This is a genomic window from Flavihumibacter sp. (assembly GCF_036676075.1).
Taxonomy (GTDB): Bacteria; Bacteroidota; Bacteroidia; order Chitinophagales; family Chitinophagaceae; genus Flavihumibacter.
In genome coordinates this window covers 274,673-294,050 of sequence record NZ_JAKFDQ010000010.1, presented here as the reverse complement: position 1 = coordinate 294,050, position 19,378 = coordinate 274,673, and the positions used below count along the sequence as shown (strand labels likewise).

Below are 19,378 nucleotides of genomic sequence, written 5' to 3'. Positions count from 1 at the left end.
TGTTTACTTTTGCCGGATGCGTAAAAAGAATGTTACAGTTGATCGTCTGGCGGTGGAGGATTATGCCGCGGGGGGAAAGGCGATCGGGAGAGTGGACGGTAAAGTGATTTTTATTGAGGGTGCTGTGCCGGGTGATATTGTGGATGTAAGGCTCACCAAAAACAAAAAAGACTGGGCTGAAGGCAGGGTGATCCGTACCCATAAGTTTTCTGAGGATCGCGTGGAACCTTTCTGCCAGCATTTTGGCATCTGCGGTGGATGCAAATGGCAGATGCTGCCTTATGAAAAGCAATTAGCGTATAAGCAGCAGGAAGTGGAGCAGCACCTGAGAAGGATCGGAAAGGTTTCACTTCCTGCCATTGAACCTATACTGGGTTGTACAGACACAAGATTTTATAGAAACAAACTTGAATATACCTGCAGCAACCGGCGCTACCTTCTTGCTGAAGAAGTGGAAGCAGGGGGGGAGATCAAGCAGGAGAATGCAATCGGATTTCATGTGCCGCGCATATTTGATAAGGTTATTGATATATATACCTGTCATCTGATGCATGAGCCGGCTAATATCATTCGCAATACGATCCGTGATTATGCACTGGAACACGGCCTTAGTTATTATGACATCCGCGAACACCATGGATTTTTGCGCACGGTTATCGTTCGGGTACTCACCACCGGTGAAGTAATGGTGAATATTGCATTCGGAAAGGAGGATAAGACAGCACGCAAAGGATTGCTCGACCACCTTCTACAGAAAGTGCCTTCCATTACAACCCTGTTATATACCATCAATACAAAGTGGAACGATAGTCTATATGACCAGGAGCCAAAGGTGTATTACGGAAAGGGTTATGCGATGGAAACGTTGGAGGATTTCCAGTTTAAGATCAGTCCAAAATCATTTTTCCAGACCAATACCCGCCAGGGTGAACGTCTCTACCAGGTTACCCGCGAATTTGCTGAACTAACGGGTAAAGAGACTGTTTATGACCTGTATTGCGGAACAGGAAGCATTGGTATTTTCGTTAGCGGAAATGCTGCAAAGGTTATTGGAGTGGAAGTGATTGAAGATGCTATTGCTGATGCAAGGGAGAATGCATCCCTCAATAATATCGGGCATGCTGAATTCTTTGCAGGTGATGTGATCGATATTTGTGATGATGCTTTCTTCGCAACCCATGGTCGTCCGGATGTTATTATCACTGATCCACCAAGGGCAGGCATGCATGAAAAGCTTGTACAGAAGATACTGGATATGGAAGCTCCAACAGTAGTGTATGTTAGCTGTAATCCGGCCACTCAGGCAAGGGACCTGAACCTGCTGGATACTAAATATGAAGTAAAAAGAGTTAGACCGGTGGATATGTTCCCGCATACCCATCATATTGAAAACGTGGTACAGTTAAAATTGAGGAAACAACTATGAGATCATTACCGCCAGTAGTAAAGAATATACTTATAGCCAATGTGGTTATATTTTTCGCGCAGTTCATATTTGAAAAGCAAGGAATATTCCTGGAGCAGTGGGGAGCATTATTCCCTTACCAGAGTCCCCATTTCCGGATCTGGCAGCTGGTGACGCATATGTTCATGCATGCTGGACTCTTTCATATCCTGTTCAATATGTTCGCGCTCTATATGTTTGGTGCAATGTTAGAGAACCTTTGGGGGCCAAAGCGGTTTCTGAATTTTTACATGATATGTGGTATAGTGGCAGGCATCGCACAGCTACTCCTCGACCCTAATTTTGATCTTGCCGTGGGTGCCTCGGGAGCAATTATGGGTATACTGGCAGCCTTTGCCTACCTGTTTCCCAACACCCCGTTATACCTTATGTTTATCCCCATTCCCATCAAAGCCAAATATGCCATTCCCGGATTGATGGCCCTCGATCTTTTTGGGGCAATAGGCAGGGTGCCGGGAGATAATATAGCCCACTGGGCCCATCTTGGGGGTGCGCTGGCAGGTTTTATAATGGTACTTTTGTGGAACAAAACCAATCGAAATACGTTTTATTGATATCATATGGCTATGAATGTGCAAGAAGATAAGCGTAGAAGCGGTATTCTGCTGGGTGCCGATGGGAATGCACTGGTGAACCTGGTGGTGGTGAATGCAGTATTATTTGTACTTATTAAGTTCATTTATGTAATCTACCTGCTGAGTGATCTTAATATTGATGCTTTTTACAGCAGTGTTTTTAGCTGGTTTATTCTCCCCGCAGATATTGATAAACTTGCATACCGTCCCTGGACAATCATCTCCTTCATGTTTACCCATGAAAGGGTGATGCATGTTATAGCCAATATGCTATGGCTCTGGTTATTCGGTTATATCATGCAGGATCTTACCGGCAACCGCAAGCTGGTTTCAGTATATTTTTGGGGTGGTATTGCAGGGGCATTCGCTTTTGTACTTGCACATTATATTTTTCCTCGTTTACAGGCCGACCTTGGCTTTGCAAGTCTGCTAGGTGCAAACGCTTCAGTTATGGCAGTTGCCGTGGCCACTACAACTGTTTCACCCGATTACAGGATCTTCCCGATGATCAATGGAGGCATTCCTTTATGGATATTGACATCGCTCTATGTTATCATTGATTTTGCCACCATCTCGGTAGGTAATGGGGCTATGTATCTTGCCCACTTTGCAGGTGGTGCACTTGGATTTATGTTCATTTACCAAATGAGGCGGGGCCGCGACTGGAGTTTATGGCTTAACAACCTGTTCGACTGGTTTGATAATCTCTTCAATCCCGAGAAACCATCCCGAAAGAAAAACAACAAGGATAGTTTCTTTTATAAAGTGAGTGGGCAACCACCCTTTAAAAAATATCCTAATATCACTCAACAGCGGATCGACCAGATCCTTGATAAGATCAATGTTGAAGGTTACCATATGCTAACGGATGAAGAAAAAGACATACTGCGTCGGGCGGCAAATGAAGATGAGTTGTAAATTCGGTGATGGCTTCCATGCTCCGCAGCCTTACCAAAAGGTTATTTGTTCTACTCACTTTTGCGATAACGGTCCTATTCCTGTTATCATGTGCTGCGTGGTTTATTGAGCCTGGCAAGCACTGGTATATTGCATTATTGGGTGTGGGTTTTGCCTTCCTCTTTTTTGCAATTTCTGCAATGCTGATTTTCTGGATCGTGCTTCGTTCTAAATGGTTTCTGTTGCCATTGGCTGCTATGGCAATTGGCTGGAAGCCCATTAATGCTTTTATTGCTTTCCACCCTTTTACCCCTCAGAGCCAGCAAAAAAAACCATCATCGCTCCGCGTGATGCAATGGAATGTTGCACGTTTTGATGAAATGAGGGGCAGACCAAGGTCGGGGAAATCAAAACGGAGACAGATCCTTGAATATATCAGGAAGGAAAATCCTGACATCATTTGTATGCAGGAGTTCCTTGAAACCAATGACAGGAAACTTTTTGATGAGAATATTCCCTTTTTCAGGGATAGCCTTGGTTACCGGTATTTCTATTATGCAATGGATCATCGCCGGCCCGACAGGGTTTATGAACATGGGATAGCCATATTTTCAAAATACCCTATCCGTAAAACACACCGGCGAAAGTTTGGTGGTCCCCGCGAGCAGAAGGCAGATGAAAGTTTCATCTATGTTGATATTGCCGTTAATGGTAAAATGGTCAGGGTATTTACCACGCACCTCCAATCATTATTATTTACGAATGCTGAGTTCAGGAAATTTGAAGAGATAAAGCAGGGAGGAGATTCAACTATTGAAAAATCACGTGACATCTTCCTCAAATTTCGGAATGCCTATGGCTTCAGGCAGCAGCAGGCAGAAATGATAAGAAAGGAACTGGATGCAAGCCCTCATCCGGCAATCATTTGCGGCGACTTCAATGATGTTCCAAATTCTTTTGTTTACCATCGGATCAAGGGCGACCGCAAAGATGCTTTTACCCGAAGAGGGTTTGGTATTGGCCGAACCTATTCGGCGCTGAGTCCAACTTTAAGGATCGATTATATCATGACAAGTCAGGAAATCGGGGTATTGCAGTGTCGTAATCCACATCCCTCCCTTAGCGATCATTTCCCTGTTATAGCTGACCTCCTGTTGCCGGATTGAAATCATTATCTTAGAAGATCGTTATCCTATTATTTTTGCAAGCAATCGATATTAATATGTCCGAATTGAAAGTTTATAATTCCTATACCAGGCAGAAAGAAGTATTTGAACCAATAGTACCGGGTTATGCGGGCATGTATGTGTGTGGACCAACAGTAAGCGGTGAGAGCCATCTGGGCCACGCAAGGCCCTTTATTACTTTTGATGTATTATACCGCTACCTTATGCATCTCGGTTATAAGGTGCGATATGTAAGGAATATAACCGATGCTGGACATTTTGAAGAAGAAGGACGCGAAGCAGAAGATAAGATATCTAAGAAAGCGCAGATCGAGAAACTCGAACCAATGGAAATGGTGCAGAAGTATACCAACCTTTTTCATTGGGCCATGAAACAATTTAATAATCTTGATCCCAGCATTGAGCCAACTGCCACCGGACATATCGTAGAGCAGATAGATATGATCCGCACCATTATTGATAAGGGCTATGCGTACGAGAAGAATGGATCAGTTTATTTTGATGTCCGCAAGTATGCAGAAGAATATCCCTATGGAAAGATGAGTGGTAGGGTAATGGATGATCTGCTCGAAACCACCCGTGAGTTGGAGGGGCAGGATGAAAAACGTAACAAGCAGGATTTTGCTTTGTGGAAAGCCGCGCCGCCCGAACATATCATGCGATGGAATAGTCCATGGGGCGAGGGTTTCCCTGGATGGCATATTGAGTGTTCAGCCATGGCCACCAAATATCTTGGAAAGCATTTTGATATTCATGGAGGTGGAATGGATCTTCAGTTTCCCCATCATGAAAGTGAGATCGCCCAGAGCACTATCTGTAATCATGAAGTACCTGCACGATACTGGCTGCACAATAACATGATAACCATCAACGGAAAGAAGATGGGTAAGAGCTACAACAATGTTATCAAGCTTACTGAATTGTTCAGCGGCTCGCATCCATTACTGGAACAGGCCTACCATCCCATGACCGTTCGATTTTTTATACTTCAAACGCATTACAGGAGTACACTCGACTTCGGCAATGAAGCTCTGCAGGCCGCCCAAAAAGGAATGCGCAGATTATGGGATGCCTATAAAGTGCTTAATGAGATGGAAGGCGGTGGTGCTGATGCCGGAGATGCAGAACTGGATGCACGATGCATTAAATTGGTTGAGGAACTTGATGAGTTTATGAACGATGACCTTAATACTGCCAAAGTGCTGGCCAGTATGTTTGAAATGGTGCCCGTCATAAATGGTATCAGGGACAAACATATTGATGGCGATGCATTATCAAAGGGAACTATTGAAAAAATGCGGAAGGCTTTCAAATCATACCTTGAAGATATATTCGGATTGCAGGATGAACAGGCTGCTGGTGGTGGGGAGGATAGCAAACTGGATGGTGTGTTGCAATTGCTGATTGATATCCGTAAGGATGCTAAAAGCCGTAAAGATTTCGCCACATCAGATAAGATCCGCAACCAGTTACAGGAACTTGGAATTCTGTTGAAGGATGAGAAAGATGGCGGAGTGAGTGTGAGTTTTGCTTAACATTTAAAATATAGCGGATGAAAAACTTGCTCGGCCTATTCATGGCCATGACCTTTTTCAGTTTCTTGGCAAATGCCCAGGAAAAGAAAGCCAATAGCGAAAAGTTACTACGCCATGTAGTATTATTTAAGTTTACCGATAGCAGTAGTGAATGGGATGTAAAGAAAGTTGAAGAGGCTTTCCGTGCATTGCCCAAACGCATCAAAGAAGTCCATTCTTTTGAATGGGGAAAGAATAATAGTCCGGAGAATCTTAACCAGGGTTTCACCCATTGTTTTTTTGTGACTTTTAAATCAGAAGCCGATCGCGAAGTATACCTGCCACACCCTTCACATCTTGCTTTTGTAGAAGTGTTGAAGCCTCACCTTGATAAGGTTCTGGTGATAGACTATTGGGCAGATAAATAATTGCCTTACTAAACTAACAATGCTTGCTTATGAAGTTGAATTACTTCTCCCGTGGATTTGTTTCCATGCTCCTGCTGCTGCTTTGTAGCCAGCTTCTTTTTGCACAGGTAACTGTAATGAATACCCGATGCGAAAACCTTGCTAATCCAATTGGCCTTGATATTGCTGCGCCCCGTTTTAGCTGGCAGTTAAAAGGCAAAGACAGGGATATTTTACAAACTGCTTATGAAATAGAGGTTTTTACAGGATCACCAAAAGGAGCTAAAGCCTGGACATCAGGAAAAGTAAATTCGGATAGTTCAGTATTTGTGAGCTATAAGGGAGAGAATTTAAAGAGCGGCACCAGATATTTCTGGCATGTAAGGGTATGGGATAATAAAGGAAAGATGTCTAAATGGTCGGAGTTTGCCAATTGGCATACCGGCTTATTCGAGGCATCCGATTGGAAAGCAAAATGGATAGGGGGAGTGGCCGACAGTAGTTCAGATCAACCCAGTCCACTTCTAAGGAAGGAATTTCAAACAGCTAAAAAAATCCGATCAGCTATAGCTTATATCACCGCCAAAGGAATGTATGAAGCAAAGGTAAACGGAACCAGGGTGGGAGATGCTTATTTAAGTCCGGGTTGGACAAGCTATAACAAGCGCCTTCAATACCAGGTATATGATATCACCGATATGCTTCGGCAGGGTCAAAATGCTATTGCTGTTACGCTGGGCAATGGCTGGTACCGCGGGAATATTGGTTTCCAGGGACAAAGGAATTATTATGGCAAGGACATTGGCCTATTGTTCCAGCTAGATATCACTTACACAGATGGTAGCAAGGCGTCGGTAATATCAGATGAAAGCTGGAAAACATCTACCGGCCGTATCCGATCATCTGAGATTTATCATGGAGAAACAATTGATAACAGGTTAGATCAAAAAGGATGGGAGTTGGTGGGGTTTGATGATGCTGGCTGGAAGCCGGCTATCTCAGCTTTGCCTTATGAACATGCACTGGTAGCCACCCTCAATGAACCCATTCGTAAGAAGGAAGAGTTCAAACCGGCTAAAATGATCACTACACCTTCTGGTGAGAAAATAATTGATTTCGGCCAGAATATGGTGGGCTGGGTAAAAGTAAAGGTTAGAGGAAATAAAGGTGATAGCATTAAGATCTATCACGCAGAAATATTGGATAAGGCAGGAAATTTTTATACCACCAATCTACGCGCTGCCAGGCAGGAGAATATATATATCCTTGGTGGTGACGATGAAGAAATATTTGAACCGCATTTTACTTTCCAGGGATTCAGGTATATCAGGATCGAAGGGTATCCCGGAGAAATAAAACCAGAAAATTTTACGGCGATCACACTTTACAGCGATATGAAACCCACGGGTGAATTCACCAGTTCCAATGCCCTGATAAACCAGTTGCAACATAATATACAGTGGGGGCAAAGAGGAAATTTTCTGGATGTGCCAACAGATTGTCCGCAACGTGATGAAAGGCTGGGATGGACGGGGGATGCACAGGTTTTCTACCGAACGGCATCATTCAATTTTGGCGTAAATAATTTCTTTTCCAAATGGTTGAAAGACCTGGCGCTTGACCAGCTCGATAATGGATCAGTGCCCTTTGTAATACCAAATGTATTGGGTAAGGATGCATCCGGATCAGCAGGCTGGGCAGATGCAGCTACTATCATTCCATGGCAGAATTATCTTGCCTACGGTGATAAGAAAACCTTATCGGAGCAATATGCCAGCATGGAAAAATGGGTGGGTTTTATGAGTGCCAATAGCAAGGATGATCTTTGGAATAAAGGTTTTCATTTTGGCGATTGGTTGTTTTACAGACCAGATGATGATAATGATGGCCGATCAGCCATTACGGATAAATACCTCATCGCACAATGTTTTTATGCGAACTCCACACAGTTGGTCATTAACGCAGCTTCAGTGCTTGGTAAAAGCGCGGATGTTGAAAAATATACTGCTTTATTAAATAAAATTAAAGCGGCTTTTAACCGGGAATATGTAACACCATCAGGCAGGCTGGTTTCTTCATCTCAAACAGCTTATGTGCTGGCCCTGCATTTTGATATGTTACCTGAAGGAATAAGGCAGCAGGCTGCTGACAGGCTTTCAGAGAATATCAGTAATTATGGTGATCATCTCACAACTGGTTTCCTTGGTACTCCCTATCTCTGCCATGTACTTACTAGGTTTGGAAAAACTGAACAGGCATTTAAATTATTGATGCAGGAGAGTTATCCTTCATGGCTATACCCTGTAAAAATGGGTGCTACAACCATCTGGGAAAGATGGGATGGACAAAAGCCGGATAGTAGCTTTCAGACACCCGGAATGAATTCTTTCAATCATTATGCATATGGTGCTATCGGTGACTGGATGTACAGAACAATAGCAGGTCTTGATACGGAGGAGGGATTTGCAGGCTATAAAAAAATTAGCATCAAGCCACATATCGGTGGTGGGTTAAGCCATGCCAAAGCTGTGTTGCAAACAAATTATGGTCAATTGTCGAGTGAATGGAAGATTGATGCAAACGGCACCACTTACAACTTTGAAATACCGGCAAATACTAGTGCCACAGTTTATCTGCCTGAGGCTCCGGGAGATAAAATATTTGAAAATGGCAAGCCTCTTTCCGCTTCCAGGATTAAAGTTAATTCAAGCGAAGGTGGCCGTACCGGGTTGGTGCTTGGTTCCGGAATTTATAATCTTACAGTAATCAAATAGCAGAAGAGCAACCTGCAATGGTTATATTTATAGCTCTAAAATTTCTTGCTGTATGAAAAAAGTGTTGATTTTACCCTTATTACTATGGGGTATTATTTCCTTTGCCCAGGAACAGGTAATAAGGTTATATCCTGGTAAGGCACCCGGCTCTGAAAGCTGGACATGGCAGGAAGGCAGAAAAGATACCAATGTTTTTAATACACCTGTGGTTTATAATGTAGTGGATCCTACTCTAACAGTTGTTCCTGCAAAATCATCTTATAATACCGGAACAGCTGTGATTATTGCACCGGGGGGTGCTTTTCATACACTCTCTATCAACAGTGAGGGATTTGATGTGGCCAGATGGCTTAGTGCAAAAGGGATCACATGTTTTGTCCTTAAGTATAGAGTAGTCAGGAGTCTTACGGATGAGCCTGCAAAGGAAGTAATGGAGAAGATGGGAAACTCGGAAAAATTCGGAGCTGATGTAGCACCAGTGTTTCCATTGGCAATCAAAGATGGCCTGGAAGCGGTTGCTTATGTTCGAAACAATGCATCAAAATACAATATTGATCCCAATAGAATAGGTTTCATGGGATTCTCTGCAGGAGGCACGGTAACGATGGCAGTTACGCAAAATTCCAATGCATCAAACCGGCCAGACTTTATCGCTCCCATTTATGCTTATGTAGGGGAAATGATCGGGGGAAAGATTCCCACTGAAAAAATACCTGCATTTATTGTAGCAGCATCAGATGACCAGTTGGGATTAGCATCACATAGTGTTGGCATTTATAATAATTGGATGGCGGCGGGTCAGGATGCTGAACTGCATATGTATTCAAAAGGGGGTCATGGTTTTGGATTGCGTACCCAGGAAATTCCAACGGATACCTGGATAGAGCGGTTTGCGGATTGGCTTGGGGCAAGAGGCCTTCTATGGCCACCTAATCCAAAGGGCTGGATGGCCAACTCTAATTACCAGCTGATGAAAAAGAATGAAGTAGCACGTGAAGAGGGCTTTCATAATGACTGGGCCAATCTTAAGCGTTTTGAGGCTGATAATAAATTATGGGCGAAGGTGGTGCCAAAGGATCGAGTTGTATTCATGGGGAATTCAATAACTGAGGGATGGAAAAATATTGACAGTGCCTTTTTTAGTGGCCGGCAGTATATCAACAGGGGAATCAGCGGTCAGACTACACCGCAGATGTTACTGCGTTTCCGGCAGGATGTGATAGACCTCAAGCCGGGTGTAGTAGTATTACTGGCAGGTATAAACGATATTGCTGGCAATACGGGAGCTGCAACACTTGAATCCATTTATGGAAATATTGTTTCTATGGCAGAGCTTGCCAAAGCTTCAAACATCCGCGTGATAATATCTTCAGTACTACCTGCATATGATTTTCCATGGAGGCCGGGTCTTCAGCCTGCACAGAAAGTTGTGGAACTGAATAAAATGCTGAAGGCCTATGCACAGCGTTCCGGCAGCATTTATGTTGACTATTTTTCTGCAATGGTTGATGATAGGAATGGCCTGAAGGCTTCACTTGGAGATGATGGTATTCATCCAAATCTTGCCGGATACAAGATTATGGAACCTCTTGTAGAAAAGGCAATTCAAACTGCATTAAAGGCAAAATAAAATATATTCAATGATCAGAGCAGTCCTCTCATCAGTCATGTTTCTCGTGATTGCATTTGTTATTTTCAGTGTGCCAGCTTGTTCTGGTCGTTCGGGCAAGCCGCGTGTTCTTGTATTTGCAAAAACAGCAGGTTTTTACCACCAGAGTATCCCTGATGGGATGGCAGCCATTCAACAAATGGGTGCTGCAAATGGATTTGATGTTGATACTACCCGAAATGCAGAATGGTTCACGGAAGACAGTCTGGATAAATATGCAGCCGTCATCTTTTTAAGTACAACAGGAGACGTACTGAATAATTACCAGGAAGCTGCCTTTGAAAGGTATATCCAGGCGGGCGGCGGATTTGTTGGAATTCATGCAGCAGCCGATACAGAATATGAATGGGGTTGGTATGGCAGGATGGTTGGGGCATATTTTCTTGATCATCCGGCCATCCAGGAGGCCGTGTTGAATGTTACTGATCGCACACATAATTCAACAAAGCATTTGCCTGAAAAATGGAAGAGGACAGATGAGTGGTATAGTTTCAAAAATCTCAATAAGGAAGTTAAGGTGCTGATGTCTATTGATGAAACTACCTATAAGGGTGGTAAGAATGGTGATAATCATCCCATGTCGTGGTATCATGAATTTGATGGGGGAAGGGCTTTTTATACTGCACTTGGCCACACCTCAGAATCCTTTAAGGAAGAAGCGTTTCTGCAACATATGCTTGGAGGAATTCAATATGCAATCGGTAAAAACAATAAACTGGATTATTCAAAGGCAAAGACCCATCATGTGCCGGCCGAAGATCGATTTACAAAAACGATGTTGGTCACCGGGCATTTTTTTGAGCCTACCGAAATGACCATATTACCTAATCTGGATATCCTTATTGCGCAACGAAGAGGAGAGATCCTTCTTTACAAAAATGGAGACTCCACTGTAAGCCAGGCCCTTTCTCTTAATGTATACTGGAAGACCAATACACCGGGGGTGAATGCTGAAGAGGGCGTATTAGGTATTAAAGCAGATCCCAACTTCAGTAAGAATAAGCATGTCTATATTTTTTACTCGCCCATAGACACATCAGTCAACAGGCTCTCAAGATTTACATTTAATGGCGATAGTTTAACCGCCGAAAAAATAGTCCTGGAATTTTATTCACAACGTGAGATCTGTTGCCATACTGGCGGCTCCATTGCATTTGACAAAGACGGTTTGCTTTATCTCTCAACAGGAGATAACTCAACGCCCTTTGATGAACCAAATCAATTGTATGTAAATCGCGGTTATGCCCCATTGGATGACCGTCCGGGCCATGAGCAGTATGATGCACGCCGAACTTCCGGCAACCCCAATGACCTTAGGGGAAAAATTCTCCGGATACGTGTTCGTGAAGATGGAACTTATGAAATTCCGGATGGCAACCTTTATCCAAAAGGCCAGGCAGGAACGAGGCCGGAGATTTATGTACAGGGCAATAGAAACCCTTATCGTATTTCTGTTGACCAGAAGAATGGTTGGTTGTATTGGGGAGAAGTTGGTCCGGATGCCAGTAATGATAGCATGGGCATCAGGGGACCGCGAGGATATGATGAAGTTAACCAGGCAAGAAAAGCAGGGTTTTTCGGTTGGCCGCTTTTCATAGCTAATAATATTCCCTATCACCAATATGATTATGCAACGGGTAAAACTGGTCCACTTTTCGATCCGGCAAAACCAGTAAATGGTTCACGCAATAATACCGGTATCCAGGAATTACCTGCAGCCCAACCGGCATTTATATGGTATCCCTATGGAGCATCCCCCGAATTTCCACAAGTGAAAACAGGTGGAAGAAATGCAATGGCAGGCCCGGTATACTATACAGATATGTATCCTAAAGAAACAAGATTGCCAGAATACTATAATGGGAAGCTGATCATCTATGACTGGATTCGGGGATGGGTAAAAGCAGTGACCATGAAACCTAATGGTGATTTTGATAAAATGGAACCCTTCATGGAAAATACCCGGTTCAACTCCATGATTGATATGGAAGTGGGACCAGATGGTAAACTCTATCTGCTTGAATATGGTAGTGGCTGGTTCAGTAAGAATCCGGATGCAGGATTAGCCAGGATTGATTATAATGGTGGCAACCGCGCGCCAAAATTGACGGCACTTCGAGTTGACAAGCGTTCAGGTGCAGTTCCATTCAAAGTAGTTGCAACTATTGTGGCTAAAGATCCTGAAAATGATAAGCTGACCTATAGCTGGGATCTTGGTAATGGCGTTAAAAAAGAAACGACAGAACCACGTATTGAATATATATATGAGAAGGCAGGAGATTTCGATATTACAGTGGTTGTTGCCGATGATAAAAAGGAGTCGGTAAAAAGCAATCCGGTAAATGTGTATGCAGGTAATGAAACGCCCGAGGTATTGGTAACTGTTACAGGTAACCGATCATTTTATTTCCCTGGAAAACTGGTTGGATATAAAGTGGAAATCAATGATCGGGACGACCCTAATGCCGCAACTGATCTGTCCGGGTTATATGTATCTGCAGATTATATAGAAGGTTCAGATAAGGCAGGTGCCAACCTCGGTCACCAGGTGGTATCAGAATCTATGATTGGCAAGAGTCTTGTGCAATCGTTAGATTGTAAATCATGTCATAAGGAGAACGAAAAATCAATTGGTCCGGCTTATTTAGATGTGGCCCGCAAATATGAAAAGAAAGAAGATGCGGTAGCGTATCTAACCAATAAGATCCTCAAAGGAAGTGTTGGTGTTTGGGGTGAAGTTGCTATGCCTGCGCATCCCGATATGAAGCCTGATGAAGCCCGCCAGATAGTTTCCTGGATTCAGACACTTACTGGTAATAACAAGGCAGCTAAATCGCTTCCTGCGAGTGGAACTGTTAATGCTACACTGGGCAAGAAACCTGTTGACAATGGAGTACTTGTATTATCCGCCACCTATACCGATAAGGGTGGAAACAATGTGAAGCCAATGACAGGGTCAGATGCTGTAGTGCTAAGGAGCCCCAATCTGGATTTTTCGGCGGCGACTAATCTAAAGGAGTATTCTTCGATGACATATAATGGTATGAATCTATTGATAGTACCTAAGGATAGTGGTTCTTTTAGTATAGACAGCCTCGACCTGACTGGTGTAAATGCTCTCATGCTAACGATTGGATGGCAGGTGGCTTCTAAAGCAGGTTTCGGTTTTGAAATCAGGTTAGATTCGCCTGATGGGAAAAAGATTGGCGAAGCAGTTTTGAAAGGAGGGCTGAGTTCGCCAGCAGAGGGTGGCATCGGTGGTACAATCCTGACCTTTGAGGTTGAACCGGTTACTGATGGCAAATTCCATGACCTGTACATTGTAAGCAAAGCTGTGGATGCTAAAGAATCAAGTACAATAGCCTTACAATCGATCAGATTGGTTTCAAAATAAGTAACAATAAAAATTGAATGATCCGTAAAATGAAACTTTTAAAATTCTCAATATCCTCGGGCTTAGTAATAATGTTTGGAACTGTCTCCTTTTCACAGGAAGTGCGGACGTCTGCATCTATCAATGATACTGTACAGCTTGAAGATGTGGTTGTAACTGCACAGAAACGAGAAGAATTGTCTCAAAAGATACCTGTCAGTCTTAGTGTGATTTCTGCCCGTAAAGTTCAGGACCTACGTTTATGGAATAGTAATGAGCTCACAGCAGTAGTACCCGGACTATTCGCCAACAACTCGGGTGACGAAAGAAATGTAATATCTATCAGGGGCATAACTACTACATCTTATGATCCTGCCGTTGCAGTATATGTTGATGGTGTGAACCAGTTCAGCCTGGATACTTATATTCCACAACTGGCAGATGTTGAAAGAATAGAAGTACTGCGTGGTCCGCAGGGGACATTATATGGAAGGAACGCCATGGGAGGAGTTATCAATATCATTACAAAGCAACCTGGTAATACTCCGAATGGATTCGCAGAACTGAGTATAGGGAATAACGGATTGCAGAGATATGCTGCGGGAATAAGGACTCCCATTATAAAAGATAAACTTTACTTCGGTGCTTCGGGAGTTTACAACAAGCGTGATGGTTACTACACCAATACTTTTAATAATACCTCCTTTGACCGCCAATCGGCACTCACCGGTAATTATTTCCTCAAATATATTCCCATTGAGAACTGGGGTTTAACATTGAATCTTAAACATCAGAACAATCGCAATAATGGTGCTTTCCCTATGGTGAATGGCCTTGAAGAAGCGTTTGGAAATCCATACAAACTAAACCAGAATGCTGTGGGGAAAATGATAGATAATACCCTGAATGCTTCTCTCACGGTAAATCATTCCTCTCCCAGGTATTTTGATTTTATCTCACAAACGGCGTGGCAGAGCAACCAGCGTGTATATGACTCGCCCATTGATGGCGATTTTTCACCACTTGATGCTGTAACTATTATCAATGATTATGGCAATAAGTGGAACAAAGTAAAGGTGTTTACGCAGGAGTTTAGGTTCAGTTCACCTTCAAAGAGTTTTTCACCTGTGAAATGGGTAGGAGGAGCTTATTTGTTCCATCAATCAAACCCTGTTAAGCAGGCTACGCATTTTGGAAAGGATGCAGAAATGATTGGCGCACCCATGGCGAATTTTGCAACAATTAATACTACTACCGCAACTAATAAAGGGTATGCATTATTTGGCCAGATCAGTTATGATATTAATACACGGTTTTCAATAATTGGTGGTCTTCGTTTCGACCATGAATCAAAAGACCTTGAGGTTAGGGGTGAATTCCAACCCGATGGGGAAGAGGCTATGATTACTCAACCAGATACATCGGCAAGTGCATCTTTTAAAGCCTTCTCTCCTAAACTCGGAATTCAGTTTTCACTGGCGGAGGACAATATACTCTTTGCGAATTATAGCCGTGGATTTCGTACAGGAGGTTTGACGCAGTTATCATCTGACCCATCCCAACCACCTTTGTATCCTTATAAGCCTGAGTATAGTAATTCATTTGAGCTGGGTACAAAGAATATGTTCTTTAACGATAGACTTAGATTAAATCTCACTGCATTCTATGCAAAAATAACTGATGCCCAGGTGCCAACACTTGTATTGCCAGATGCTATAACGGTTACCAGGAATACGGGCGAACTTGTTTCAAAAGGTTTTGAACTGGAAATGAATGCACGGCCAACAAAGGGTTTTGAGATCGATTATAGTTTTGGATATACGCATGCCCGTTATGAATCACTAAAGTTGTCACAGTATGGAAATGAAACAGATCTTGAAGGAAAGCGTCAGGTATTCACTCCTGATATCACATCAATGCTTGCACTTCAGTATGGTATTCCACTTACAGCAAATAAGGAATGGCAATTAACGCTGAGAGGTGAATGGATATACCTCGGACAACAATATTTTGACCTTGCCAACCAGATAAGGCAGTCTCCATATCAGAAGCTGAATGCCCGGGTTGGTGTAAGTGGAAAACATCTGGGCTTGTTTTTGTGGGCAAGAAATCTCACCGACAGAAAGTTCATTGCATATGCTTATGATTTTGGAGCAATCCACCTAGGGGAGCCGGAAATATACGGAGTAACAGTATCTGCCAAATTCTGATGTAAAAATTAATGATATGAAAATGATGAAACAAAGTTCACTGGTGAACATCCTATTACTGTTCTCATTATTTTCATTTGGCCAGGTTTCAGATGCACAGATCATTCATGAACAATGGAAAGCTTCCTGGATAAAAATGCCCGGGGAGAGTGATTATGAATATGGTGTTTATCTATTTCGTAAGCGCATAAATCTGGATTCTGTTCCTTCCAGATTCGATATACATGTATCTGCTGATAACCGGTACAAGTTATATGTAAATCAAAAGTTGGTATCCTTAGGTCCCGCACGTGGTGATCTTGCGCATTGGAATTTTGAGACTGTCGATATTGCTCAATACCTGCAGCCAGGTCAGAATATAGTATCTGCCAGGGTCTGGAATGAAGCTGCATATAGGCCCGAGGCTCAGATTTCTTTGCAAACAGGTTTTATTCTCCAGGGTAGCTTGGGTAATATATCATTGAATACGGATAAGAGCTGGAAATGTAGCAGGGATAGCAGTTATGGACCTATTCCTTTTACCGGGCCCTTTTATTATGTTTCGGGTGCTGGTGAATTTATCGATATGCGTCATCATATTACCGACTTTGGTTCAGTTGATTTTAATGATGAATTGTGGGAATATGCCCAGCCTATATTTCATGGTATTCCCAAAGATATCAGGGGAGGTTATGGTACATCCAATGGATGGATGTTGGTTCCTTCAATCATCCCCGCCATGGAAATGAGTCCTCAAAGATTTCGGGCTGTGCGCGAATCCAGTGGAGTCAAACTTCCTGAATCGTTTCCCGTTCAGAGTACCGACATACAAATTCCGGCTAATACAAATGTCAGCTTTTTACTTGACCAGGGAGAGCTAACCAATGCTTATCCAACAATGCGTTTTAGCAATGGTGTTGGTTCTGCTATTACATTGCAGTATACAGAAGCGCTATATACAAAATTCCCGGACAAAGGAAACAGGAATGAAGTTGCAGGTAAGCAGTTCCTTGGGCGGATGGATAGCATCATTTCTAACGGAAAAGCAAACCAGGTTTTTGAAACTTTGAATTGGAGGACTTTCCGGTATATTAAGCTAGACATAAAAACCGGGTCAGAGCCTCTTGTATTAAACGATATCAGTTCTTCATTCACCGGGTATCCATTTCAATTCAATGCAAAGCTGGAAACAGCATTACCGGAAATAAAGACAATGCTGGATATTGGCTGGCGCACAGCCCGATTATGTGCTGTTGAAACCTATATGGATTGCCCCTACTATGAGCAATTGCAATATATAGGCGATGGAAGAATCCAGGCTTTGATTTCATTGTATAACAGCGGTGATGACAGGTTGGTGCGTAATGCATTAAACCTTATGGACCATTCGAGGCAGCCGGAAGGAGTTACTCTGAGTCGCCACCCATCTTTTACGCCACAGATCATTCCAACTTTTTCCTTGTGGTATATAGGCATGCTTCATGATTATTGGATGTATGCTAAAGACACCTCATTTGTTATAAAAAAAATTCCTGGTACCAGGCAGGTGCTGGAGTATTTCAATAATTACCAGGCTTCAGATGGATCCATACAAAACGTTCCCAACTGGATGTTCACCGATTGGGTTAATGCACCTGAATGGAAATCGGGCGTTGCGCCGAGAGGCAAAGATGGAAGTTCTTCTATCCTGGACCTTACACTATTGTGGGCATACCAACTGGCTGCTGAAATGGAAGGCCGGAATGGGATGCGTTCATTTAAAGACAGGTATCTTGCTGAAGCGGCAAAATTAAAGAAAACAATAAGAAGGAAATATTGGGATCAATCCCGCGGACTATTTTCCGACAGGCCAGAGAAAGACCTTTTCTCACAACACGCTAATTCGTTGGCCATTCTAACGGGGTTAACAAACAAGGCTGAAACAAATTCGATTGCTGAGAAATTATTGAGGGATACAACTATGGCTGCAGCTTCAATTTATTTCCGCTATTATCTTCATCAGGCATTGATTAAAGCGGGGAGAGGAAATGAATACCTTAGCTGGCTTGATAAATGGCGCGAAAACATATCATCGGGACTTAGTACCTGGGCCGAGATGTCTGACGTCAGTAAATCCAGATCTGACTGCCACGCATGGGGGTCGAGCCCCAACATTGAGTTTTTCCGAACTATACTCGGAATTGACAGTGATGCACCAGGATTCAGTACTATAAAGATTCAGCCACATCTTGGTTCACTAAAGAATATACAGGGTTCAATCCCTCACCCTAACGGTGAATTATCAACGCAGTATATATACCAGGAAGGCCAATGGAATATTCAGATAAAATTGCCATCCGCAACCCAAGGAAAACTTATTTGGAAGGGTAAACAGATTCCTCTGAATTCCGGACTTAATAAATTCCAATTGCAATAATCAATCAACGTTTAAAAATTCATTAATGAAAAGATCAATCATTTATTTGCCTGTGTTACTCATGACTGTGATGGGTTTTATAGCTTGTAATAACCAGGCCGCCACTGAACAGCAAACTTCAAATTCTATTGATACTGTCAGTTCAACCAGTGAATGGAATCTGGGTGTTGCCCTTTGGACATTCCACACATTCAATTTTCCCGAGTCGCTTGATAAAGTAGATAGTGCTGGCATACAATATATTGAGGCGAATACTTTTCACAAAACCGGCCCATCTTTAAAGGATACAATTGTGGGTCAACTTTCACCGGAAGGGGTGGCGGCGCTAAAAAAGATGATCGCAGACAGAGGACTTAAACTTGAGTCTATTTATGTTGGGGGTGGTGATACCTTTGAGTCCTGGAAAAAGGAGTTTGATATCGCTAAAGCCCTCGGAGTAAAATTTGTTACAGCAGAACCACCAGTTAAAATGTGGGACCAGATCGATAGTCTGGCAGGAGCTTATGGATTGAAAGTTGCGATCCATGATCATTGGAAAGGAGTGAGTGCATACTGGCACCCTGATTCAGTTCTTGCTGCGATAGAAGGCCACCCTAATTTCGGAGCTTGCGCTGATCTGGGTCATTGGCCTAAGAGCGGAATTGATCCTGTTGATGGCGTGAAGAAACTGGCCGGACATATTATTGCTATTCACCTGAAGGATATTGCAGAATTCAATAACACAAAAATTCAGGATGTTCCTGTTGGGAAGGGAGTAGTTAATTTTCCCGGCGTTTTCGAAGAGTTAAAGCGGCAGGGTTTTAAAGGGAATATATATATTGAAATGGACGTAGAAGGAAAACCAAGTAATCTTCCTGCCGTTGTAGAGACAGCAAAATATTATAAGGAACAGGTTGATAAATTGAAATAGCC

Annotated in this window: 12 protein-coding genes; all 12 read left to right on the top strand. The window is 42.9% G+C overall.

Features of this window, described 5'->3' with window-relative positions; genetic code table 11:
* Positions 1-16 precede the first annotated feature (16 nt).
* Genes rlmD through V6M43_RS12810 form a run of 12 tightly spaced genes read left to right on the top strand, consistent with a single transcriptional unit; the run spans position 17 to position 19,376 of the window.
* The gene (gene rlmD, locus V6M43_RS12865) at positions 17-1,426 is read left to right on the top strand and encodes a 23S rRNA (uracil(1939)-C(5))-methyltransferase RlmD (RefSeq protein WP_332735858.1); all 1,410 of its coding nucleotides are present in this window, start codon (positions 17-19) and stop codon (positions 1,424-1,426) included.
* Complete coding sequence (locus V6M43_RS12860; RefSeq protein ID WP_039130744.1) at positions 1,423-2,019, top strand: rhomboid family intramembrane serine protease; 597 nt, start codon at positions 1,423-1,425, stop codon at positions 2,017-2,019. Before rlmD ends, V6M43_RS12860 begins: the two co-directional genes overlap by 4 nt.
* A 12-nt stretch (positions 2,020-2,031) precedes the next feature.
* The gene (locus tag V6M43_RS12855; RefSeq protein ID WP_332735854.1) at positions 2,032-2,958 is read left to right on the top strand and encodes a rhomboid family intramembrane serine protease; all 927 of its coding nucleotides are present in this window, start codon (positions 2,032-2,034) and stop codon (positions 2,956-2,958) included.
* Between the two features lie 8 nt (positions 2,959-2,966).
* On the top strand, positions 2,967-4,103 hold the full coding sequence (locus tag V6M43_RS12850) for an endonuclease/exonuclease/phosphatase family protein (RefSeq protein WP_332735853.1): 1,137 nt from the start codon (positions 2,967-2,969) through the stop codon (positions 4,101-4,103).
* Positions 4,104-4,159: 56 nt separating this feature from the next.
* Positions 4,160-5,659 (top strand): cysteine--tRNA ligase, encoded by a 1,500-nt coding sequence (gene cysS, locus V6M43_RS12845; RefSeq protein ID WP_332735852.1) that lies wholly within the window; start codon positions 4,160-4,162, stop codon positions 5,657-5,659.
* 17 nt (positions 5,660-5,676) lie between these two features.
* A complete protein-coding gene (locus V6M43_RS12840) occupies positions 5,677-6,066 on the top strand; it encodes a Dabb family protein (protein ID WP_332735851.1) in 390 nt (129 codons plus the stop codon).
* Positions 6,067-6,095: 29 nt separating this feature from the next.
* Positions 6,096-8,819, top strand: coding sequence for a family 78 glycoside hydrolase catalytic domain (locus tag V6M43_RS12835; protein ID WP_332735850.1), 2,724 nt, complete (start codon positions 6,096-6,098; stop codon positions 8,817-8,819).
* A 52-nt stretch (positions 8,820-8,871) separates the two neighbouring features.
* Positions 8,872-10,449, top strand: a complete 1,578-nt coding sequence (locus V6M43_RS12830; protein WP_332735848.1) for a GDSL-type esterase/lipase family protein — start codon at positions 8,872-8,874, stop codon at positions 10,447-10,449.
* A 10-nt stretch (positions 10,450-10,459) separates the two neighbouring features.
* Positions 10,460-13,882 carry a ThuA domain-containing protein gene (locus V6M43_RS12825; protein WP_332735846.1) on the top strand — a complete coding sequence of 1,141 codons (3,423 nt, stop codon included), beginning with the start codon at positions 10,460-10,462 and terminating at the stop codon, positions 13,880-13,882.
* 29 nt (positions 13,883-13,911) lie between these two features.
* The gene (locus V6M43_RS12820; protein ID WP_332735844.1) at positions 13,912-16,071 is read left to right on the top strand and encodes a TonB-dependent receptor; all 2,160 of its coding nucleotides are present in this window, start codon (positions 13,912-13,914) and stop codon (positions 16,069-16,071) included.
* A gap of 16 nt (positions 16,072-16,087) precedes the next feature.
* Positions 16,088-18,466, top strand: a complete 2,379-nt coding sequence (locus tag V6M43_RS12815) for an alpha-L-rhamnosidase-related protein (RefSeq protein WP_332735842.1) — start codon at positions 16,088-16,090, stop codon at positions 18,464-18,466.
* Positions 18,467-18,491: 25 nt separating this feature from the next.
* On the top strand, positions 18,492-19,376 hold the full coding sequence (locus V6M43_RS12810) for a sugar phosphate isomerase/epimerase family protein (RefSeq protein WP_332735840.1): 885 nt from the start codon (positions 18,492-18,494) through the stop codon (positions 19,374-19,376).
* Positions 19,377-19,378 lie beyond the last annotated feature (2 nt).

Excerpts from the sequence above, each read along its gene's own strand:
- rlmD (WP_332735858.1), top strand. The coding sequence starts at position 17 with ATGCGTAAAAAGAATGTTACAGTTGATCGTCTGGCGGTGGAGGATTAT.
- V6M43_RS12860 (WP_039130744.1), top strand. The coding sequence starts at position 1,423 with ATGAGATCATTACCGCCAGTAGTAAAGAATATACTTATAGCCAATGTG.
- V6M43_RS12855 (WP_332735854.1), top strand. The coding sequence starts at position 2,032 with ATGAATGTGCAAGAAGATAAGCGTAGAAGCGGTATTCTGCTGGGTGCC.
- V6M43_RS12850 (WP_332735853.1), top strand. The coding sequence starts at position 2,967 with ATGGCTTCCATGCTCCGCAGCCTTACCAAAAGGTTATTTGTTCTACTC.
- cysS (WP_332735852.1), top strand. The coding sequence starts at position 4,160 with ATGTCCGAATTGAAAGTTTATAATTCCTATACCAGGCAGAAAGAAGTA.
- V6M43_RS12840 (WP_332735851.1), top strand. The coding sequence starts at position 5,677 with ATGAAAAACTTGCTCGGCCTATTCATGGCCATGACCTTTTTCAGTTTC.
- V6M43_RS12835 (WP_332735850.1), top strand. The coding sequence starts at position 6,096 with ATGAAGTTGAATTACTTCTCCCGTGGATTTGTTTCCATGCTCCTGCTG.
- V6M43_RS12830 (WP_332735848.1), top strand. The coding sequence starts at position 8,872 with ATGAAAAAAGTGTTGATTTTACCCTTATTACTATGGGGTATTATTTCC.
- V6M43_RS12825 (WP_332735846.1), top strand. The coding sequence starts at position 10,460 with ATGATCAGAGCAGTCCTCTCATCAGTCATGTTTCTCGTGATTGCATTT.
- V6M43_RS12820 (WP_332735844.1), top strand. The coding sequence starts at position 13,912 with ATGAAACTTTTAAAATTCTCAATATCCTCGGGCTTAGTAATAATGTTT.
- V6M43_RS12815 (WP_332735842.1), top strand. The coding sequence starts at position 16,088 with ATGAAAATGATGAAACAAAGTTCACTGGTGAACATCCTATTACTGTTC.
- V6M43_RS12810 (WP_332735840.1), top strand. The coding sequence starts at position 18,492 with ATGAAAAGATCAATCATTTATTTGCCTGTGTTACTCATGACTGTGATG.